The organism is Methylobacterium sp. 1973, assembly GCF_040545035.1.
Lineage (GTDB): Bacteria > Pseudomonadota > Alphaproteobacteria > Rhizobiales > Beijerinckiaceae > Methylobacterium > Methylobacterium fujisawaense.
Window position 1 is genome coordinate 332,160 of the sequence record NZ_JBEPLA010000002.1, and the last position, 14,108, is coordinate 346,267.

Annotated in this window: 16 protein-coding genes; 7 read left to right on the plus strand and 9 right to left on the minus strand. The window is 71.9% G+C overall.

The genetic code is table 11. The features are described from left to right. Positions 1 to 11 precede the first annotated feature (11 nt). The 4 genes from ABIC70_RS05625 to ABIC70_RS05640 all read left to right on the plus strand — a co-directional run bounded on the left by ABIC70_RS05625 (position 12) and on the right by ABIC70_RS05640 (position 4,134). Positions 12 to 2,207, plus strand: a complete 2,196-nt coding sequence (locus tag ABIC70_RS05625; RefSeq protein WP_354439161.1) for a xanthine dehydrogenase family protein molybdopterin-binding subunit — start codon at positions 12 to 14, stop codon at positions 2,205 to 2,207. Between the two features lie 137 nt (positions 2,208 to 2,344). Then, on the plus strand, positions 2,345 to 2,962 hold the full coding sequence (locus tag ABIC70_RS05630; protein ID WP_043756914.1) for a uracil-DNA glycosylase family protein: 618 nt from the start codon (positions 2,345 to 2,347) through the stop codon (positions 2,960 to 2,962). Positions 2,963 to 3,032: 70 nt separating this feature from the next. Next, positions 3,033 to 3,725 (plus strand): orotidine-5'-phosphate decarboxylase, encoded by a 693-nt coding sequence (gene pyrF, locus ABIC70_RS05635; RefSeq protein ID WP_043346079.1) that lies wholly within the window; start codon positions 3,033 to 3,035, stop codon positions 3,723 to 3,725. A gap of 64 nt (positions 3,726 to 3,789) precedes the next feature. Next, positions 3,790 to 4,134, plus strand: a complete 345-nt coding sequence (locus ABIC70_RS05640; protein WP_043346068.1) for a DUF1330 domain-containing protein — start codon at positions 3,790 to 3,792, stop codon at positions 4,132 to 4,134. 301 nt (positions 4,135 to 4,435) lie between these two features. Here ABIC70_RS05640 and ABIC70_RS05645 read toward each other — a convergent pair whose 3' ends face one another. Continuing rightward, positions 4,436 to 5,065 carry a TetR/AcrR family transcriptional regulator gene (locus ABIC70_RS05645; protein WP_043379529.1) on the minus strand — a complete coding sequence of 210 codons (630 nt, stop codon included), beginning with the start codon at positions 5,063 to 5,065 and terminating at the stop codon, positions 4,436 to 4,438. A 152-nt stretch (positions 5,066 to 5,217) separates the two neighbouring features. Here ABIC70_RS05645 and ABIC70_RS05650 point away from each other — a divergent pair, with 152 nt between their 5' ends. Further along, the gene (locus tag ABIC70_RS05650) at positions 5,218 to 5,988 is read left to right on the plus strand and encodes an SDR family NAD(P)-dependent oxidoreductase (protein ID WP_043756918.1); all 771 of its coding nucleotides are present in this window, start codon (positions 5,218 to 5,220) and stop codon (positions 5,986 to 5,988) included. Between the two features lie 105 nt (positions 5,989 to 6,093). Here ABIC70_RS05650 and ABIC70_RS05655 read toward each other — a convergent pair whose 3' ends face one another. The 8 genes from ABIC70_RS05655 to ABIC70_RS05690 all read right to left on the minus strand — a co-directional run bounded on the left by ABIC70_RS05655 (position 6,094) and on the right by ABIC70_RS05690 (position 12,667). Further along, entirely contained in the window at positions 6,094 to 6,291 is a 198-nt protein-coding gene (locus tag ABIC70_RS05655; protein WP_012318739.1) for a hypothetical protein, read from the minus strand. A gap of 203 nt (positions 6,292 to 6,494) precedes the next feature. Next, positions 6,495 to 7,139, minus strand: coding sequence for a cysteine hydrolase family protein (locus tag ABIC70_RS05660; RefSeq protein WP_502915948.1), 645 nt, complete (start codon positions 7,137 to 7,139; stop codon positions 6,495 to 6,497). Positions 7,140 to 7,227: 88 nt separating this feature from the next. Beyond that, positions 7,228 to 7,737, minus strand: a complete 510-nt coding sequence (locus tag ABIC70_RS05665) for a ferritin-like domain-containing protein (RefSeq protein ID WP_043756927.1) — start codon at positions 7,735 to 7,737, stop codon at positions 7,228 to 7,230. A 310-nt stretch (positions 7,738 to 8,047) separates the two neighbouring features. Then, positions 8,048 to 8,647: a PAS domain-containing protein gene (locus ABIC70_RS05670; RefSeq protein WP_179698684.1), complete on the minus strand. Its 600-nt coding sequence runs from the start codon at positions 8,645 to 8,647 to the stop codon at positions 8,048 to 8,050. Positions 8,648 to 8,846: 199 nt separating this feature from the next. Further along, a complete protein-coding gene (locus ABIC70_RS05675) occupies positions 8,847 to 9,698 on the minus strand; it encodes an ABC transporter permease subunit (protein ID WP_075380099.1) in 852 nt (283 codons plus the stop codon). Then, positions 9,695 to 10,486 (minus strand): taurine ABC transporter ATP-binding protein, encoded by a 792-nt coding sequence (locus tag ABIC70_RS05680; protein WP_043349619.1) that lies wholly within the window; start codon positions 10,484 to 10,486, stop codon positions 9,695 to 9,697. The genes ABIC70_RS05675 and ABIC70_RS05680 overlap by 4 nt, the downstream gene beginning before the upstream one ends. Next, complete coding sequence (gene tauA / locus ABIC70_RS05685) at positions 10,483 to 11,508, minus strand: taurine ABC transporter substrate-binding protein (RefSeq protein ID WP_164706433.1); 1,026 nt, start codon at positions 11,506 to 11,508, stop codon at positions 10,483 to 10,485. The genes ABIC70_RS05680 and tauA overlap by 4 nt, the downstream gene beginning before the upstream one ends. Positions 11,509 to 12,103: 595 nt before the next feature. After that, positions 12,104 to 12,667, minus strand: coding sequence for a sugar O-acetyltransferase (locus tag ABIC70_RS05690; protein WP_043379513.1), 564 nt, complete (start codon positions 12,665 to 12,667; stop codon positions 12,104 to 12,106). A gap of 163 nt (positions 12,668 to 12,830) precedes the next feature. On the opposite strand from ABIC70_RS05690, the gene ABIC70_RS05695 reads away from it, so the two are divergent. Next, positions 12,831 to 13,376 (plus strand): TetR/AcrR family transcriptional regulator, encoded by a 546-nt coding sequence (locus ABIC70_RS05695; protein WP_043379780.1) that lies wholly within the window; start codon positions 12,831 to 12,833, stop codon positions 13,374 to 13,376. Between the two features lie 405 nt (positions 13,377 to 13,781). Next, positions 13,782 to 14,105, plus strand: a complete 324-nt coding sequence (locus tag ABIC70_RS05700) for a hypothetical protein (protein ID WP_043356119.1) — start codon at positions 13,782 to 13,784, stop codon at positions 14,103 to 14,105. Positions 14,106 to 14,108 lie beyond the last annotated feature (3 nt).

Below are 14,108 nucleotides of genomic sequence, written 5' to 3' on the forward strand. Positions count from 1 at the left end.
GCCTCGCCGCCATGCTGAACGCCCGTCGACCGAATCCCCTGCCCGCCCGTCCCAGCCGCCGCGGCCTGCTCGCCGGCGCCGGCGCCCTCGTGGTCGCGTTCCGGCTCGACCCGAAATCCGCCCGCGCGGCATCCGGCCCGAACCTCGCCGACGTCAAGGCGCAGCCCAACGCCTTCGTGCGGATCGGCGCCGACGACACCGTCACGGTGGTGATCAAGCACCTCGACATGGGCCAGGGGAACACGACCGGCCTCGCCACCATCCTGGCCGACGAGCTCGGCGCCGACTGGTCCAAGGTCCGCACCGAATTCGCCCCCGCGGATGCGACGCTCTACAACAACAGCCTGATGGGCCCGATCCAGGGCACCGGCGGCTCCACCGCGGTGGCCAATTCCTGGTTCCAGCTGCGCAAGGCGGGCGCGGCCGCCCGCGAGATGCTGATGGCCGAAGCCGCCTTCCGCTGGAAGGTGCCGGTTTCGGAGATCACGGTCGCCGACAACATCGTGCGCCACGCGCCCTCCGGCCGGCAGGCCCGGTTCGGGGAACTCGCCGCCTCGGCCGCCTCCCTGCCGGTCCCCTCCGAGCCGCGGCTCAAGGATTCGAGCGAGTGGCGGCTGATCGGCCAGACGATCCCGCGCCTCGATTCCGTGGCCAAGACCAACGGCACGGCGATCTACTCGCTGGACATCCGCCGCCCCAACCAGGTCACCGCGGTCGTGGCCCGGGCACCGCGTTTCGGCGCCACCGTGAAGAGCTTCGATGCCGCCGCCGCCCGCAAGGTCGCCGGCGTCCTCGACGTGGTGCAGGTGCCCACCGGCGTGGCGGTGATCGCCCGCGACACGTGGTCGGCCATGAAGGGCCGCGAGGCGCTTACCGTCGCCTGGGACGACAGCACCGCCGAGACCCGCTCGTCCGACGCGATCCTCGCGGAGTACCGTGAGCGGGCCAAGGGCCCCGGCCTCACGGCCTCCGAGCGCGGCGACCCGCAGGCGGCGCTGAGAGGGGCCGCCAAGGTCGTCGAGGCCGAGTTCACCTTCCCCTACCTCGCCCATGCGGCGATGGAGCCCTTGAACGCCACGATCGAGCGGGCGGCCGACGGCGGCTACGACGTCTACGCGGGCTTCCAGTTCCAGACCGTCGAGCAGGCGACGATGGCGGCGATCCTCGGGGTGACGCCCGACCGGGTGCGCCTCCACAGCAACTGGGCCGGCGGCTCCTTCGGCCGCCGGGCGACCCCCACCGCCGACTACCTCGCCGAAGCCGCGACGGTTCTGAAGGCGTCGGGCGAGAAGGCCCCCGTGCACCTCGTCTGGACCCGCGAGGACGACATGGCCGGCGGCTATTACCGCCCGACCGTGCTGCACAAGGTCCGGGCCGGCATCGACGCCAAGGGCGCGGTGGTCGGCTGGGACCACGTCATGGTCGGCAAGTCGATCATGATCGGCTCGCCCTTCGAGGCGATGATCGTCAAGAACGGGATCGATTCCACCACCGTGGAGGGCGCCTCCGACACGCCCTACGCGCTGCCGGCCTACCGGTTCGGCGTCCATAACGGCCGCGAGGGCGTGCCGGTGCTCTGGTGGCGCTCGGTCGGCCACACCCACACGGCCCACGTGATGGAGGTGATGATCGACGAGCTGGCCCATGCCGCCAACGTCGATCCGGTGGCCTACCGGCTCTCCCTCCTGACCCAGGCGCCGCGGCTGTCCGGCGTGCTGAAGCTCGCCGCCGAGAAGGCCGGATGGAGCGCCAAGCCGCAGGATCCGGGCCGCGGCCTCGGGGTCGCGGTCCACGAATCCTTCGGCTCGTACGTCGCCATGGTCGCCGACGTCACCGCTCAGGAGAACGCGGTCCGGGTGAACCGGATCGTGGCGGCGGTGGATGTCGGCGTTCCGGTCAACCCGGACGTGATCCGCGCGCAGGTCGAGGGTGCGGTGGGCTTCGCCCTGTCGTCGGTGCTGCGCAACCGCATCACCCTCAAGGACGGGCAGGTGCAGGAGCACAATTTCGACGCCTACGCGCCGACCCGGATGAGCGAGATGCCGACGGTCGAGGTTCACATCGTGCCGAGCCAGGTGGCGCCCACCGGGATCGGCGAGCCGGGCGTGCCTGTGCTCGGGCCGTCGATCGCCAACGCGGTCTTCGCCGCCACCGGCCGGCGCCTGCGCTCCCTGCCTCTCGACCTCTCGGGCGTGAAGGGCGCGTGAGGAATCGCACGTTCCACCGGCCCGGTTCGGCGTAGGGAGGAGAGGCCTTCCCCCCAAGGCAAGAGACCCGACTGAAGACGGCGCGGCGCGACACCGCGCCGTTTCTTTTTTCTGCGCCGATGCGCCATCTCCGGGGCATGCCCGCCTTCGACGACACCGCCGCGCGCCTGCGCGCCTGCCGCCTCTGCCGGGACAGCCCGCTCTACGGTCCGCCCCTGCCCCAGGAGCCCCGGCCGATCGTGCAGGGCTCGGCCACGGCCCGCCTGTGCATCGCCAGCCAGGCGCCCGGCACGCGCGCCCACCGCACGGGCCAGCCGTTCACCGACCCGTCGGGCGTGCGGCTGCGGTCCTGGCTCGGCCTCGACGAAGCGCAGTTCTACGACGCGGCCCGGGTCGCCATCGTGCCGATGGGATCGTGCTTCCCCGGCCTAGACGCCAAGGGCGGCGACCGGCCGCCGCGCCGGGAATGCGCCGAGCGCTGGCGGGCGGAGCTGTTCTCCGGCCTGCCCGACCTCGAACTGATCCTGGTGATCGGCCAGTACGCGCAAGGCTGGCATCTCGGACGGATGGAGGGCGGGCTCACCGGCACGGTGCGCCGCTGGCGGGAGATCCTCGCCGAGCCCCGGCGCCCCCGGGTGCTCCCCCTGCCCCACCCGTCCTGGCGCAACAACGGCTGGCTGAAGCGCGAGCCCTGGTTCGAGGCGGAATTGCTGCCGGTGCTGCGGGCCGAGGTGGTGCGGGTGATGGCGGGGTGAGGCGGCGATGCCGGCATTGACCTCGCGGGCGTTCCGCGGAATCGCTGCCGCGACCCCGAAGGACGCCCCGATGACCGAGATTGCCGACCCCCGCGACCGCCTGATCGTGGCCCTCGACCTGCCGAGCGTGCAGGCGGCCGAGGCGCTGATCGACCGGATCGGCGACGCCGCGACCTTCTACAAGATCGGCTACCAGCTGGGTTACGCGGGCGGCCTCGCCCTGGCCGAGCGGCTGGCGGCCCGCGGCCTCAAGGTCTTCCTCGACCTGAAGCTCCACGACATCGGCAACACCGTCGAGGAGGGCGTGCGCTCGGCCTCGGGCTCCGGCGCCACCTTCCTCACCGTCCACGCCTACCCGCAGACCATGCGGGCGGCGGTCCGCGGCCGGGGCGCGGGGCTCAAGATCCTCGCCGTGACGGTGCTCACCTCCTACGACGATGCCGACGCCGCGGAGGCCGGCTACGGCCTGCCGGTGGCGGAGCTCGTCGCCAAGCGCGCCGCCCAGGCCGCCGAGATCGGCATCGACGGCCTCGTCTGCTCGGCTGCCGAGGCGGGCTCGGTCCGGCGCATCGTCGGCCCGGACCGGCTGATCGTCACTCCGGGCATCCGCCCGGCGGGCACCGAGGCCGGCGACCAGAAGCGGGTGATGACCCCCGGCGATGCCCGAAAGGTCGGGATCGACCATGTGGTGGTCGGGCGCCCGATCACCGGCGCCGCCGACCCCCGCGCGGTGGCGCAGGCGATCGTGGCGGAACTCGCCTGAACCGGACCGGGATTGCCTTCGCGCCGATCGGATCCACTTCGCTCCGCAAGGCAGGAGACGCAGCATGACGAAGGGCTACTGGATCGCGCGGGTCGATGTCCGCGACGCGGAGGCCTACAAGGCGTACGTGGCGGCCAACGGTGCCGCCTTCGCCAAGTTCGGCGGTCGCTTCCTCGTGCGCGGCGGCGCCCACGAGGCGGTGATGGGGCCGGCCCGATCCCGCAACGTGGTGATCGAGTTCCCGAGCTATGCCGATGCCCTCGCCTGCTGGAACTCCGACCTCTACCAGGCGGCCAAGGCCAAGCAGCGCGGCGGCGTCGAGGCCGAGATCCTGGTGATCGAGGGCTATGACGGCCCGCAGCCGAGCGCCTCCGAGCCGGCGCCGGAGGCCGGTCCGGCTTCCGAGTAGATCGCAGCGAAGGGGCCACGCGGGGTCTCGCGCGGCCGAGCCGGGCACCGGACGGGGCTCTGGATTTCGGGGCCTGCGCGCAGTCGGGGAATGACGGAGGTGTCGTCCCCGGCCGCCATCGCATCCGGCGGCGCGGTGTCCGCGCTGGCGATCGCCACTGTCCCGGCGCGCCGCTTCGCCCCTGTGAGGCGGGGGGCGGAATGCCGACGTTGGACCGACCGTCAGAGCGGGACCATGGAGGCGGGTCCTCCGGGGCGGCTGCGATGCCGCCAGCGACGATCCCGGATCTCGTCCGGTCGCGCTACGACAGCGGCCTCCGCGGCGCGAGGCTCCGCAGCAGGAAGGCCGTCATCGCGGCCACGGGCGGCACCGGCTGAAGACTGGAGCTGCCCACCAGCAGCGGATGGGTGTAGCGGGCGATGGCGGCGTGGATGCAGGCGGCCGCCTCGACGGGATCGGCGGCCTCGAATTCGCCCCGGGCCACCCCCTCGCGGATGATCCGCTCGAACCCGGCGGTGATCCGGGCCACGTGATGACGGCAGACGTCCCAGCTCTCCACCATCGCCGCCTCGATCATCTCGTGCAGGCGGGGAAACGTCTCGCAGCGGCGGGTGCAGTCGCGATGCAGGGTCTCGATCGCCGCCACGAGGCGCGCGGTGGCGTCGAGGCCCGGCCGGTCGGCGATCTCCGAGATCACCGCCTCGCTCTCGCCGATCAGCCGCTCCAGCACCGCCTCGTTGATCGCCTTCTTCGACTCGAAGAACCGGTAGACGTTGGCCGGACTCATCTTGAGCGTCCGGGCGATGTCGGCCACGGTCGTCTTCTGATAGCCGATCTCGCGGAAATACGTGCCCGCCGTCGCCAGGATGCGGCTCCGCGTGTCGGGCGCGCACTCCTCTGCGATCGCGTGGGGCGTTTCGTCCAGGGACATGCGTCCTCACTAGGCCATGCGGCCGTGGGGCGTCAAAGACGCGAACCCGGATCGGGTTCCCCTGCGGCCGGTGCGCGCGCCCGGAACCCGCCCCGGCGACACCCATTGCCCCCGCATCCGGCCGCCATGGCGGTGCCAGCGAGAGAGTCCCGATGAGCTTCACCGACACCCGTGCCCTGGTCACCGGGGCCGATTCCGGCATCGGGCAGGCGACGGCGGAACTGCTCGCCCGGGCAGGCGCCGACGTTGCGATCACCTATCACAGCGACGCGGACGGCATCCGCGAGACCGCCGCGCGGGTCGAGGCCGCGGGCCGCCGGGCCCTGGTGCTCCAGCTCGATGTCGGCGATCCGGCGGCCGTCACGGCGGCCTTCGACCGTATCGGCAGCGAGCTCGGCACCCTCGACATCCTCGTGGCCAATGCCGGACAGGCCATGAGCGGGATACCGGTCGCCGAGATGGACGACGCAGTCCTGGAGCGGATCCTGCGGGTGAACCTCATGGGACCGCTCTTCTGTGCGCGCCCCTTCATCAAGATGCGCCGGGCGCAGGGCGGGAACGGCAAGATCGTGTTCGTCTCCTCCGTGGCCCAGCACCTGCCCACCCCTGAGAGCGCGCCCTACGGGATGTCGAAGGCGGGGCTCGGCTCCCTCTGCCGCTCCCTGTCGCGGGAACTCGCCGAGGACCGGATCAACGTCAACAATGTCGCCCCGGGCCTGATCGAGACGCCGATGACCGCGGACCGGTTCGAGCGGTCGGAGGTTCTGGACCAGTCCCTGGAGCGGATCCCGTGGCATCGGGCCGGCCAGCCGGAGGAGATCGCTCAGGCGATCCTGTATCTGGCCTCGGATGCCGCGGCCTACGTCACCGGCCACACTCTGGTGGTCGATGGCGGCTTGACGATGCAGTGGGGTGGCGCCTGAACGACGAAGCGCGGCGCCGGGCTCAGGTCCCGGCGCCGCACTTCGAGATAGTCTTCGACCGGCGCCGGGGCTGCCGGTGATGCCACCAATCCCTCGGGCAGGCCCTCAGGACCCGAATTGCGAGCCCAGCCGCTCGAGGTACTCGGCCAGGTCGACGCCCCCGACACGCTTGCCGTAGTCGAAGCGCATCCCCTGGCGGATGTCGACGCTGGCATCCCGGGTGGTCAGGGTGAAGGGGCGGACGCAGACCCAGGCCCCGTCGCGGCGGTGCTCGAAGTAGCCGAGGATCTCGTGCTTGGCCATAACCTTTCCTCCGGGACCGTGTTCAGGATCATAACGGTCGCGCAGGCCGCTGGTTCGCGCGGCGCGACTGTTTTTCGCGTGCGGCGGCGCACGGATCGAGTGTTCGAGAGCCGGGATGGTCGCGGACGGCTCGCGCAGATCTCGCCTGAGCTTGGCTATTACGGTGCGAATGTTCGGCCCTGTCCGGAGGGCGGCGGGCCGGGTCAGTGCCAGAGATCGAGGATCTCGGCGGTCGTCATGGTCTCGACCTGGTGGCCGTAACGCATCCGGTACATCAGCAGGAGGGCGTCGTGCGCCGCGTCGCAGGAGCTGCACAGGGCGTCGGTGGCCAGCACGATCCGGTAGCCGAGATCGACGCCGCCGAGCACGGCGGCCAGCACGCAGACATCCGTCTCGGCGCCGGTGACGATCAGCGTATCGACAGCGCGCGCCCGCAGGCGCGCGTCGAGGCCGGTCTCGAGCCAGGGCGAATAGACGGTCTTGTCGACGACCTCCGCGGGCGGGACCAGCCGGGCGAGGTCCGGGACGAGGTCGATCATGCCGGCGTCGAGGCGCTCCCGGGTCATGGCGGCCCAGCGCTGCGAGTAGGTCGCCCAGGTGCCGCGGCCCTCGCCCGGCCGGGCGGCCGGGATGAAGCGGGTGAAGATGGTCCGCTCCGGATGCGCCGCCGCGAGGCGGCACACCTGCGGCAGGACGCGGTTCATCCACGGGGTCTGCCAGTCGGTGGGCTCGGCGAACATGCGCTGCATGTCGATGCAGAGATGGACGCAGCCCCTCCCCAGGGCCCCTCCAGAGGCTTTCCCCTCCGGCCGGGGAGCGTTCGTCGATCGACCGCTTCCAGTGTCCATGTGCGCGCAATCAGGCCGGGTCGGCGTTGGTGTGAGGGTCGTCGGACGCGGCCGTCCCCGCCCCGCTTCGGGCGGGGACGGCGCGACGTCAGCGATCGGCCTTGGCGCCGGACACCGTCAGGGAGAGGTAGCGCTCCGTGATCGGACGGATCAGCTTGCGCACCGCATCCGCCATGGCCTGCTCCTCCTTGAGCGACTGCTCGAAGGCGCTCCGGTGGCCCTGCTGTCCGGCGGCGTCGCTGATCGTGAGCAGCGACTCGTAGGCGGCGATCTCGAAATTCTCGAAGGCGTGGTTGGCGTAGGTGTTCTTCAGGATCTCGTCCTGGGCCGGGGTGTGACCGAGCGCCATCATGTTCCCGACGAAGCCCAGGAAGCCCTCCTTGAGGGCCGAGGGGCTGTCGCCCAGGCTCTGGAGCGCCTCCTCCAGGCGCTGGCGCTGCCCGTGCGTCTCCTCGATGTGGCGGCGCAGGGCCTGTTCCATCTCGGGGTAGCGCTCCAGACGCTCGACCTGCCGCTCCATGATCTGCAGCGCCTGCATCTCCACCGCATGGGTATTCTTCAGGGCCGTGACGTAGATCTCGCGGACGTCCATGGTCATTGCGTTTGCCTCGTAGCAGTTGTGAGCCTGATGGCTCGTTCAACCAGCAAACACAGGCGCCGCGCGGCCAAGTTCCGGTCGGAAGGTCGCAGGAGGAGGCGCCGATCGAGCCTGTCCTGCGCCGTTTCGGGATCCGGACCGGCGCGGTTCCGGATCGACCGCCTCCGGCGCGCCCCTCCGGGGCCGGGCGCGCCCGCGACGCCCCGGACTGACGGCGCGGGTCAACCGGCCGGCGGCGTCGATGGGGAGACGCGGCTCCGGCGCCACGGTCGTCGCCCTGGCCGCCGCCTCGACGGGAACGGGGCCCCAATCAGTGCAGGGCGTCGCCGCGCTCGGTGCGCTGGCGGTCCGCGAGGCGCCGGCCGATCTCGATCAGCAGCGTCTCGGTCAGCGCCACCAGGGCGGTGTCGCCGAGCTGCGAGACCGTGTCGTGCAGCGAGAGACACAGGTCGGCGGTCCGGCTGAGGGCGTCGTCGATCGTGGCCCCATCGCGCTTCGCGAAGGCTGTGCCGGCGGACTTGCTGTCCGAGATCTCGACGATCACCCCCCGGCCGGTGGACGGTCGGCCGTCCTGATCGAGGTAGAAATGCCCGCGGGTGAACAGCCACCGCAGCCGGCCTTCCGGGGAGCAGACGCGGTACTCGGCCGTGTAGGAGCCGCCCGTGCGGACGCAATCCAGGATGACCTGCGAGATATGCGGCTGGTCGTCCGGATGGACGGCCTCCAGGAGCTCGGCGAGGCTGACGCCGGCCCGCGACCGGGCCGGGCTGATGTTGAACAGCAGGGCGCTCACCGGATCGGCCCGCGCCTCGTCCCGGAGAATGTCCCACATCCAGAAGCCGACGCCGCCCGAGGCTTCGAGAGCCGCGACCAGAGCCGCCTCGGACACATCCTCGTCCGTTTGGGCCATCCGTGGCATCCCCGAGCGCATCGCCAAAACGGCCGCTGCCGCGCGCCCCCTCCGATCGTACACACTCCGTATTCCGTTGGGATCTGCAAGCGACACAATTAAGTGCGCATGTTGAGGGCGCAATATTGACCTGCGGCATTCCCTCCCCGCCGCCGCATCGGCGTCTCGTCCGGGATCGTGGGCGCGGGTCGGTCGCCTCTCAAGCCCTGCCCTTCCAGGGGACCAGCACGCGCTCCAGGCACCGCATCCCGAACTCGAACAGTCCCGCGAACAGGCCGATCACCAGGATGCCCATCAGCACCACGTCGGTGCGCAGGAAGTTGGACGCGTTGAGGACGAGCTGGCCGAGGCCGGCCTGGGCCGCCACCATCTCGGCGGCCACCAGGGTGGTCCAGCCGACGCCCATGCCGATCCGCAGGCCGATCAGGATCTCCGGCAGGGCTGCCGGGAAGACCACGTGGCGCAGGACCTGCCAGGGGCTCGCCCCCAGGGCGCGCGCCGCGTTGATCTGGTCGACCGAGGCGGAGCGCACCCCCGCGCGCGCGGCGAGCGCCACCGGGGCGAGGCAGGCGAGGAAGATCAGCAGCACCTTCGACAGCTCGCCGATCCCGAACCAGATGATCATCAGCGGCAGGTAGGCGAGCGGCGGCAGCGGCCGGTAGAACTCGATCGGCGGGTCGAGGATGCCCCGGGCGATCCGGCTCGTGCCCATGGCGAGCCCGACGGGGATCCCGACCAGGGTGGCGAGCCCGAAGGCGCCGAGGACGCGCAGGAGGCTGTCGCGGATGTGGATCCCGAGCGGGGCGCCGTCGATCGCCCCGCGCCAGGCCTGCCCGAAGGCCGACAGGACCGCCTCCGGCGGCGGCAGGAACAGCGGCTTCACCCAGCCGGCGCCCGTGGCGACCACCCAGAGGCCGAGGGCCGCGAGCACGGTTGCGACGCTGACCGCCGGCACCGGGATCCCGCCGCGGCGACGGGGTCCGGGGCGCGCCGGCGGATCCGCCGCGGAGCCCGAGGCCGCGTCCCGCGCCGTGCGGGGCGGCCCGCTCATCGGACGGCCTCGGGCCGGGCGTCGGCACCGTGGCGGATGCGCTCGAGGACGCGCTCCCGCACGGCGATGAAGGCGGGATCCGACTTCACGGCCCGCGTATCGCGGCCGCCGACCGCCGCCCGGGAGAAGGGCAGGTCCAGCGTCTCGACGATGCGGCCGGGCCTCGGGCTCATGATCACCAGCCGGGTCGCGAGGAACACCGCCTCCTCGACGTCGTGGGTGATGAAGAAGGCCATCTTGCCGGTCCGGTGCCAGATCCGGAGGATCAGCTCCTGGATCTGCTCGCGGGTGAGGGCGTCCAGCGCGCCCAGCGGCTCGTCCATCAGCAGGACACGCGGGTCTCCGGCCAGCGCCCGGGCGAGGCCGACCCGCTGCTGCATGCCGCCCGAGAGCTCGTAGACCTTCCGATCGGCGCAGTCGGGCAGGCCCACGAGGTCGAGCATCGCGCGGGCGATCCGCCGCCGCTCCGCCCGGGGCACGCCCCGCATCTTGGGGCCGAAGGCCACGTTCTCGGCCACGTCCAGCCAGGGCATCAGCGCGTGGCGCTGGAACACCACGCCCCGCTCGGCCCCCGGGCCCCGGATCGGGGCCCCGTCGAGGAGGATCTGACCCTCGGTGGGCGGGAGGAAGCCCGCGATCGCCGAGAGCAGGGTGGTCTTGCCGCAGCCCGAGGCGCCGAGCGCCACCACGAACTCCCCGGGGCCGATGGTCAGGTCGATCCGCGACAGGGCGGCGACCGCGCCGGCACCCTGTCCGTAGCGGACGCTCAGGTTGCGGATCTCGATCATCGGCCCTCCGGTCCGGGGACAGGCCCTTTCCGGGCCGCGTCCACGACGTCCGTCGTGACGAACCGGCCGTAATCCGGCGCCAGCGCCTGGACGCGCCCCTGCGCCTTCAGGAACGCGGCGGTCTCGGTCAGGGCCTTGGCGGCGGCACCGCCGAGCCAGGCCGGGGAGGCCTGCGCCTCGAGGGTCGGGAACCGGTAGGCCGCGAGACTCGCCGGCACCTGCGCCGGCGCCGAGCCGGTGATCCGGGCCACCGCCGCCACCTCGGGCGCGTCGGCATTCCAGGGCTTGGCGGCATAAGCCGCGTCCTGGGCGGCGATCAGCTTGACGAGCGTCACCAGGAAATCCCGGTTCGCGGCCGCCCAGGCGCGGTCGACCACGAGGCCGTCGAAGGTCGCCTTGCCCCGGCGGGCGAGGTCGCCGGCCGAGACCACCACCGTGCCGGATGGCTTCACCCGGGCGAGCACCGGATCCCAGATGAAGGTCGCGTCGATGTCGCCCCGCTCCCAGGCGGCGGCGATCTCGGGCGGGCGCATGTTGAGGATCCTGACATCCGCTTGGCCGAGCCCGGCCTCCGCCAGGGCGGCGATCAGCTGGTAATGCGCCGTCGACACGAACGGCACGGCGATCGTCTTGCCGCGCAGGTCGGCCACGCGCGTCACGCCGCTGCCGGCGCGGGCCACGAGCTGCTCGGCGTCGGCGATCTCGTCGAGGATCCAGAACAGCTGGATATCGAGACCCTGCGACGCGGCGGCCGCGATCGGGCTCGATCCCGCCTCGCCGATCTGGACGCTGCCCGAGGCCATGGCGCGGATCACGTCGCCGCCGCCGCCGAACTTGCGCCAGTGCACGGTGTAGCCGGTCGCCTTTTCGAGGGCGCCCGAGGCCATCAGCGCCCGGAACGGCACCACCATGTCCTGGTGGGCGAAGGTGACCTCCTTGTCGGCCGCGCAGGCGGGGCCCGGCGCCGGGAGGCCGAGAACCAGCGTTGCCAGCGCCGCCACTGCAACCGACCGGCGGAGCATACCCTCTCGAGCCATGACCTGTTCTTCCTCCTCGCAGCCGAATCGAACGTGCGCCGGCCAGCCGCCCGGAGGGTCCGACACGCTTTGCTTCGGAGGCAAGAGACCTGCCCGTTGGACAGGGAAGCCGGCCGGACATGGCGCGTCCTCCTTCCCCGTGACGGCGCCCGACCCGCTCAGGCCGCGTGCGGCATCACGATCCTCCGGGGACGCCTGGGCCGGGGGCGTACCCGGCGGCGGGCTGACGTCGCCGCCGCCCAGCCCGATGGAGTTCGGGACCGCGCGTTACGGCGCCTTCGCACAGGTCTCGTACCGGCTGGCCGATTTCGGCTTCGGCGAAACGGTCGCCCCGGCGGCCCTCATCCACACGGACTGATCCCGCACGCGGCGATCGTCCGGCACGGCCACGCACCGCGTCAGGCGTTGGGCGGGACCGTGCCGGGCGATCGGACCGATGCCGACATCCGCCCCGCCCGGCGCCAGGGTCTCGGCGTCCCTGGCGGCTCGATCTGGACGCGATGTCCGGCACGATCCCGATCGGCACGGCCGCCGAGCGGCCGGATCGCAGCCTCCCGCGGCACCCCCGTGCTTCCTCGCCTCACGGCCGTGGCCGAGCGGGATTCCCGACGACGGTCGCGCCCGGCGGGACATCGCGCGTCACCACGCTTCCCGCCCCGATGATCGCGTCGTCGCCGACCGTCACCCCGGGTAGGATGATGGCGCCGCCGCCGATCCACACATTCGCGCCGATCACCACCGGGCGGCCGAATTCCAGCATCTGCCGCCGCTGCGCCGGATCGCGGGGATGATCGGCCGTCAGAATCTGCACGGCCGTGCCGATCTGGGTCATGTCGCCGATGGTGACCGATACCACGTCGAGGATGCAGCATCCAAAATTCAGGAATACGCCGCGGCCCAGGCTGATGTTGTAGCCGTAGTCGCAGTGGAAGGGAGGACGGATGTTGCAGCCCGCGCCGACGCGGGCGAACGCCTCTTCCAAGAGCGCCTGCCGCTCGGGCTGGCTCCGCGTATGCGTGGCGTTGTAGCGGTCCATCCATTCCGAGATGCGCCGGTTGTCGGCGGCCAGGTCCGGGTCGTCGGCGCAGTACAATTCGCCGGCCAGCATTTTCTGCTTCTGAGTCTTCATGGTCTCTGTCGTCATGGCGAGGATTCCCCTCCAGCCTCTTCGGCCCGCTCCCGCACGGCGAGACCGCACAGGACGTCAGCACCGGCATCTCACAACCGAACGATACGTACATATGTACACATCCTGGCCGCGTGCGCTACCGCCCGGCGGCCGTGATCCCGGATCCGAGGAGGCTCCCGTGCCCGCCGCCCAGCGTCGTTTCGACCCGGATCGCCGGGCGCGCATCATCCAGGCGAGCCTCGACGTCGTCGCCGAGTACGGCGTCGCCGGCACGACCCACCGCCGGGTCGCGGCGGCGGCCGACGTCCCGCTCGGCTCCATGACCTACCATTTCGAAAGCCTGGACGCGCTCTTGACCGAGGCGTTCACCGGGCTCGCCGACACGGTCTCGGCGCGGTTCGCCGACCGGCTCGCCGCGGCCGCGACCTTCGACGAGGCCTGCGAGGCCGTGGTCGACCTCATCGTGAGCGATGCCTGGGCGAGCCCGCGCACGATGCTGCTGAGCTATGAACTCTACGCCTTCGCGGCCCGGAACCCGCCGCTGCGCCGGGTCATGCAGGACTGGATGGCCAAGAGCCGCGCCGCCCTGGAGCGCCACTTCGCACCGGAGACCGCCAAGGCCCTCGACGCGATGATCGAGGGCCTGACGATCCACCGCTCGGTCGACCCGCAGCCGGCGGATCGGGCACAGGTGCGTGCGATCGTCCTGCGGCTGGTGCGGTAGGGCTGGGTCCATCCGTATCGCGCCACGCCGCGGTGCGCGGCGGCGGGCAAGCCGCGACAGGAAGTCCGCTCCCGTTCCCCGTCACCGTGAGCTGCCCGCCCGCGGCGAGCCCCGACCGAGGATTCCGGAGATGGCGCGGCACCGGAGACTTCCGGGCGGCCGCGCCATCCGCGGCCTGACCGCGCCCATGACGCATCGGGAGAAGCGCTACCTGTGACCGGGATCGGCGGTGGGCCGGCCCCGACGCGCGGCCCCCGGGCGGCCCTGGCGAGCGGCTCCCCGGTGCCGGAGCGGCCATGGTCCCGGTCCGTCCTCGGAGGTCTGCGGTGCGCGCCGCTACGTCCGGGACGATCGAACCATCCGTGGCGCTGTGCGTTTCAAGGCACCGAAAGGGAGATTGGTACAATGAAGGCGTTTCTGGCAGCGGCCGCGGTGAGCCTCGGAATCTTGGGCGTCGTCGGCCCGGTCTCGGCACAGCCGCGCCCCGATTACGACGATTACGGCGGTCGCGGTTACCGTGATCGCGGCGACTACGATTACCGCGACCGCGACCGCGGCTACCGCGATCGGGACGATTATCGGGGACGCGCCAATTACGGCTTCGACGAGCGGGAATACCTGCGCTGCAATCCGGATGTCCGCCGCGCCGTGGCCAACGGCCAGATGGAATCGGGCGCCGCCCATTACCGGGTGTTCGGGCGTCGCGAGGGCCGCCGTCTGAGCTGCTGACCG

Coding starts and splice junctions, on each gene's coding strand:
- ABIC70_RS05675 (WP_075380099.1), bottom strand. CDS start 9,698: ATGAGCGGGCCGCCCCGCACGGCGCGGGACGCGGCCTCGGGCTCCGCG.
- ABIC70_RS05660 (WP_502915948.1), bottom strand. CDS start 7,139: ATGGACACTGGAAGCGGTCGATCGACGAACGCTCCCCGGCCGGAGGGG.
- ABIC70_RS05630 (WP_043756914.1), top strand. CDS start 2,345: ATGCCCGCCTTCGACGACACCGCCGCGCGCCTGCGCGCCTGCCGCCTC.
- ABIC70_RS05665 (WP_043756927.1), bottom strand. CDS start 7,737: ATGACCATGGACGTCCGCGAGATCTACGTCACGGCCCTGAAGAATACC.
- ABIC70_RS05690 (WP_043379513.1), bottom strand. CDS start 12,667: ATGACGACAGAGACCATGAAGACTCAGAAGCAGAAAATGCTGGCCGGC.
- ABIC70_RS05625 (WP_354439161.1), top strand. CDS start 12: ATGCTGAACGCCCGTCGACCGAATCCCCTGCCCGCCCGTCCCAGCCGC.
- ABIC70_RS05645 (WP_043379529.1), bottom strand. CDS start 5,065: ATGTCCCTGGACGAAACGCCCCACGCGATCGCAGAGGAGTGCGCGCCC.
- ABIC70_RS05680 (WP_043349619.1), bottom strand. CDS start 10,486: ATGATCGAGATCCGCAACCTGAGCGTCCGCTACGGACAGGGTGCCGGC.
- ABIC70_RS05655 (WP_012318739.1), bottom strand. CDS start 6,291: ATGGCCAAGCACGAGATCCTCGGCTACTTCGAGCACCGCCGCGACGGG.
- pyrF (WP_043346079.1), top strand. CDS start 3,033: ATGACCGAGATTGCCGACCCCCGCGACCGCCTGATCGTGGCCCTCGAC.
- tauA (WP_164706433.1), bottom strand. CDS start 11,508: ATGCTCCGCCGGTCGGTTGCAGTGGCGGCGCTGGCAACGCTGGTTCTC.
- ABIC70_RS05640 (WP_043346068.1), top strand. CDS start 3,790: ATGACGAAGGGCTACTGGATCGCGCGGGTCGATGTCCGCGACGCGGAG.
- ABIC70_RS05700 (WP_043356119.1), top strand. CDS start 13,782: ATGAAGGCGTTTCTGGCAGCGGCCGCGGTGAGCCTCGGAATCTTGGGC.
- ABIC70_RS05650 (WP_043756918.1), top strand. CDS start 5,218: ATGAGCTTCACCGACACCCGTGCCCTGGTCACCGGGGCCGATTCCGGC.
- ABIC70_RS05670 (WP_179698684.1), bottom strand. CDS start 8,647: ATGGCCCAAACGGACGAGGATGTGTCCGAGGCGGCTCTGGTCGCGGCT.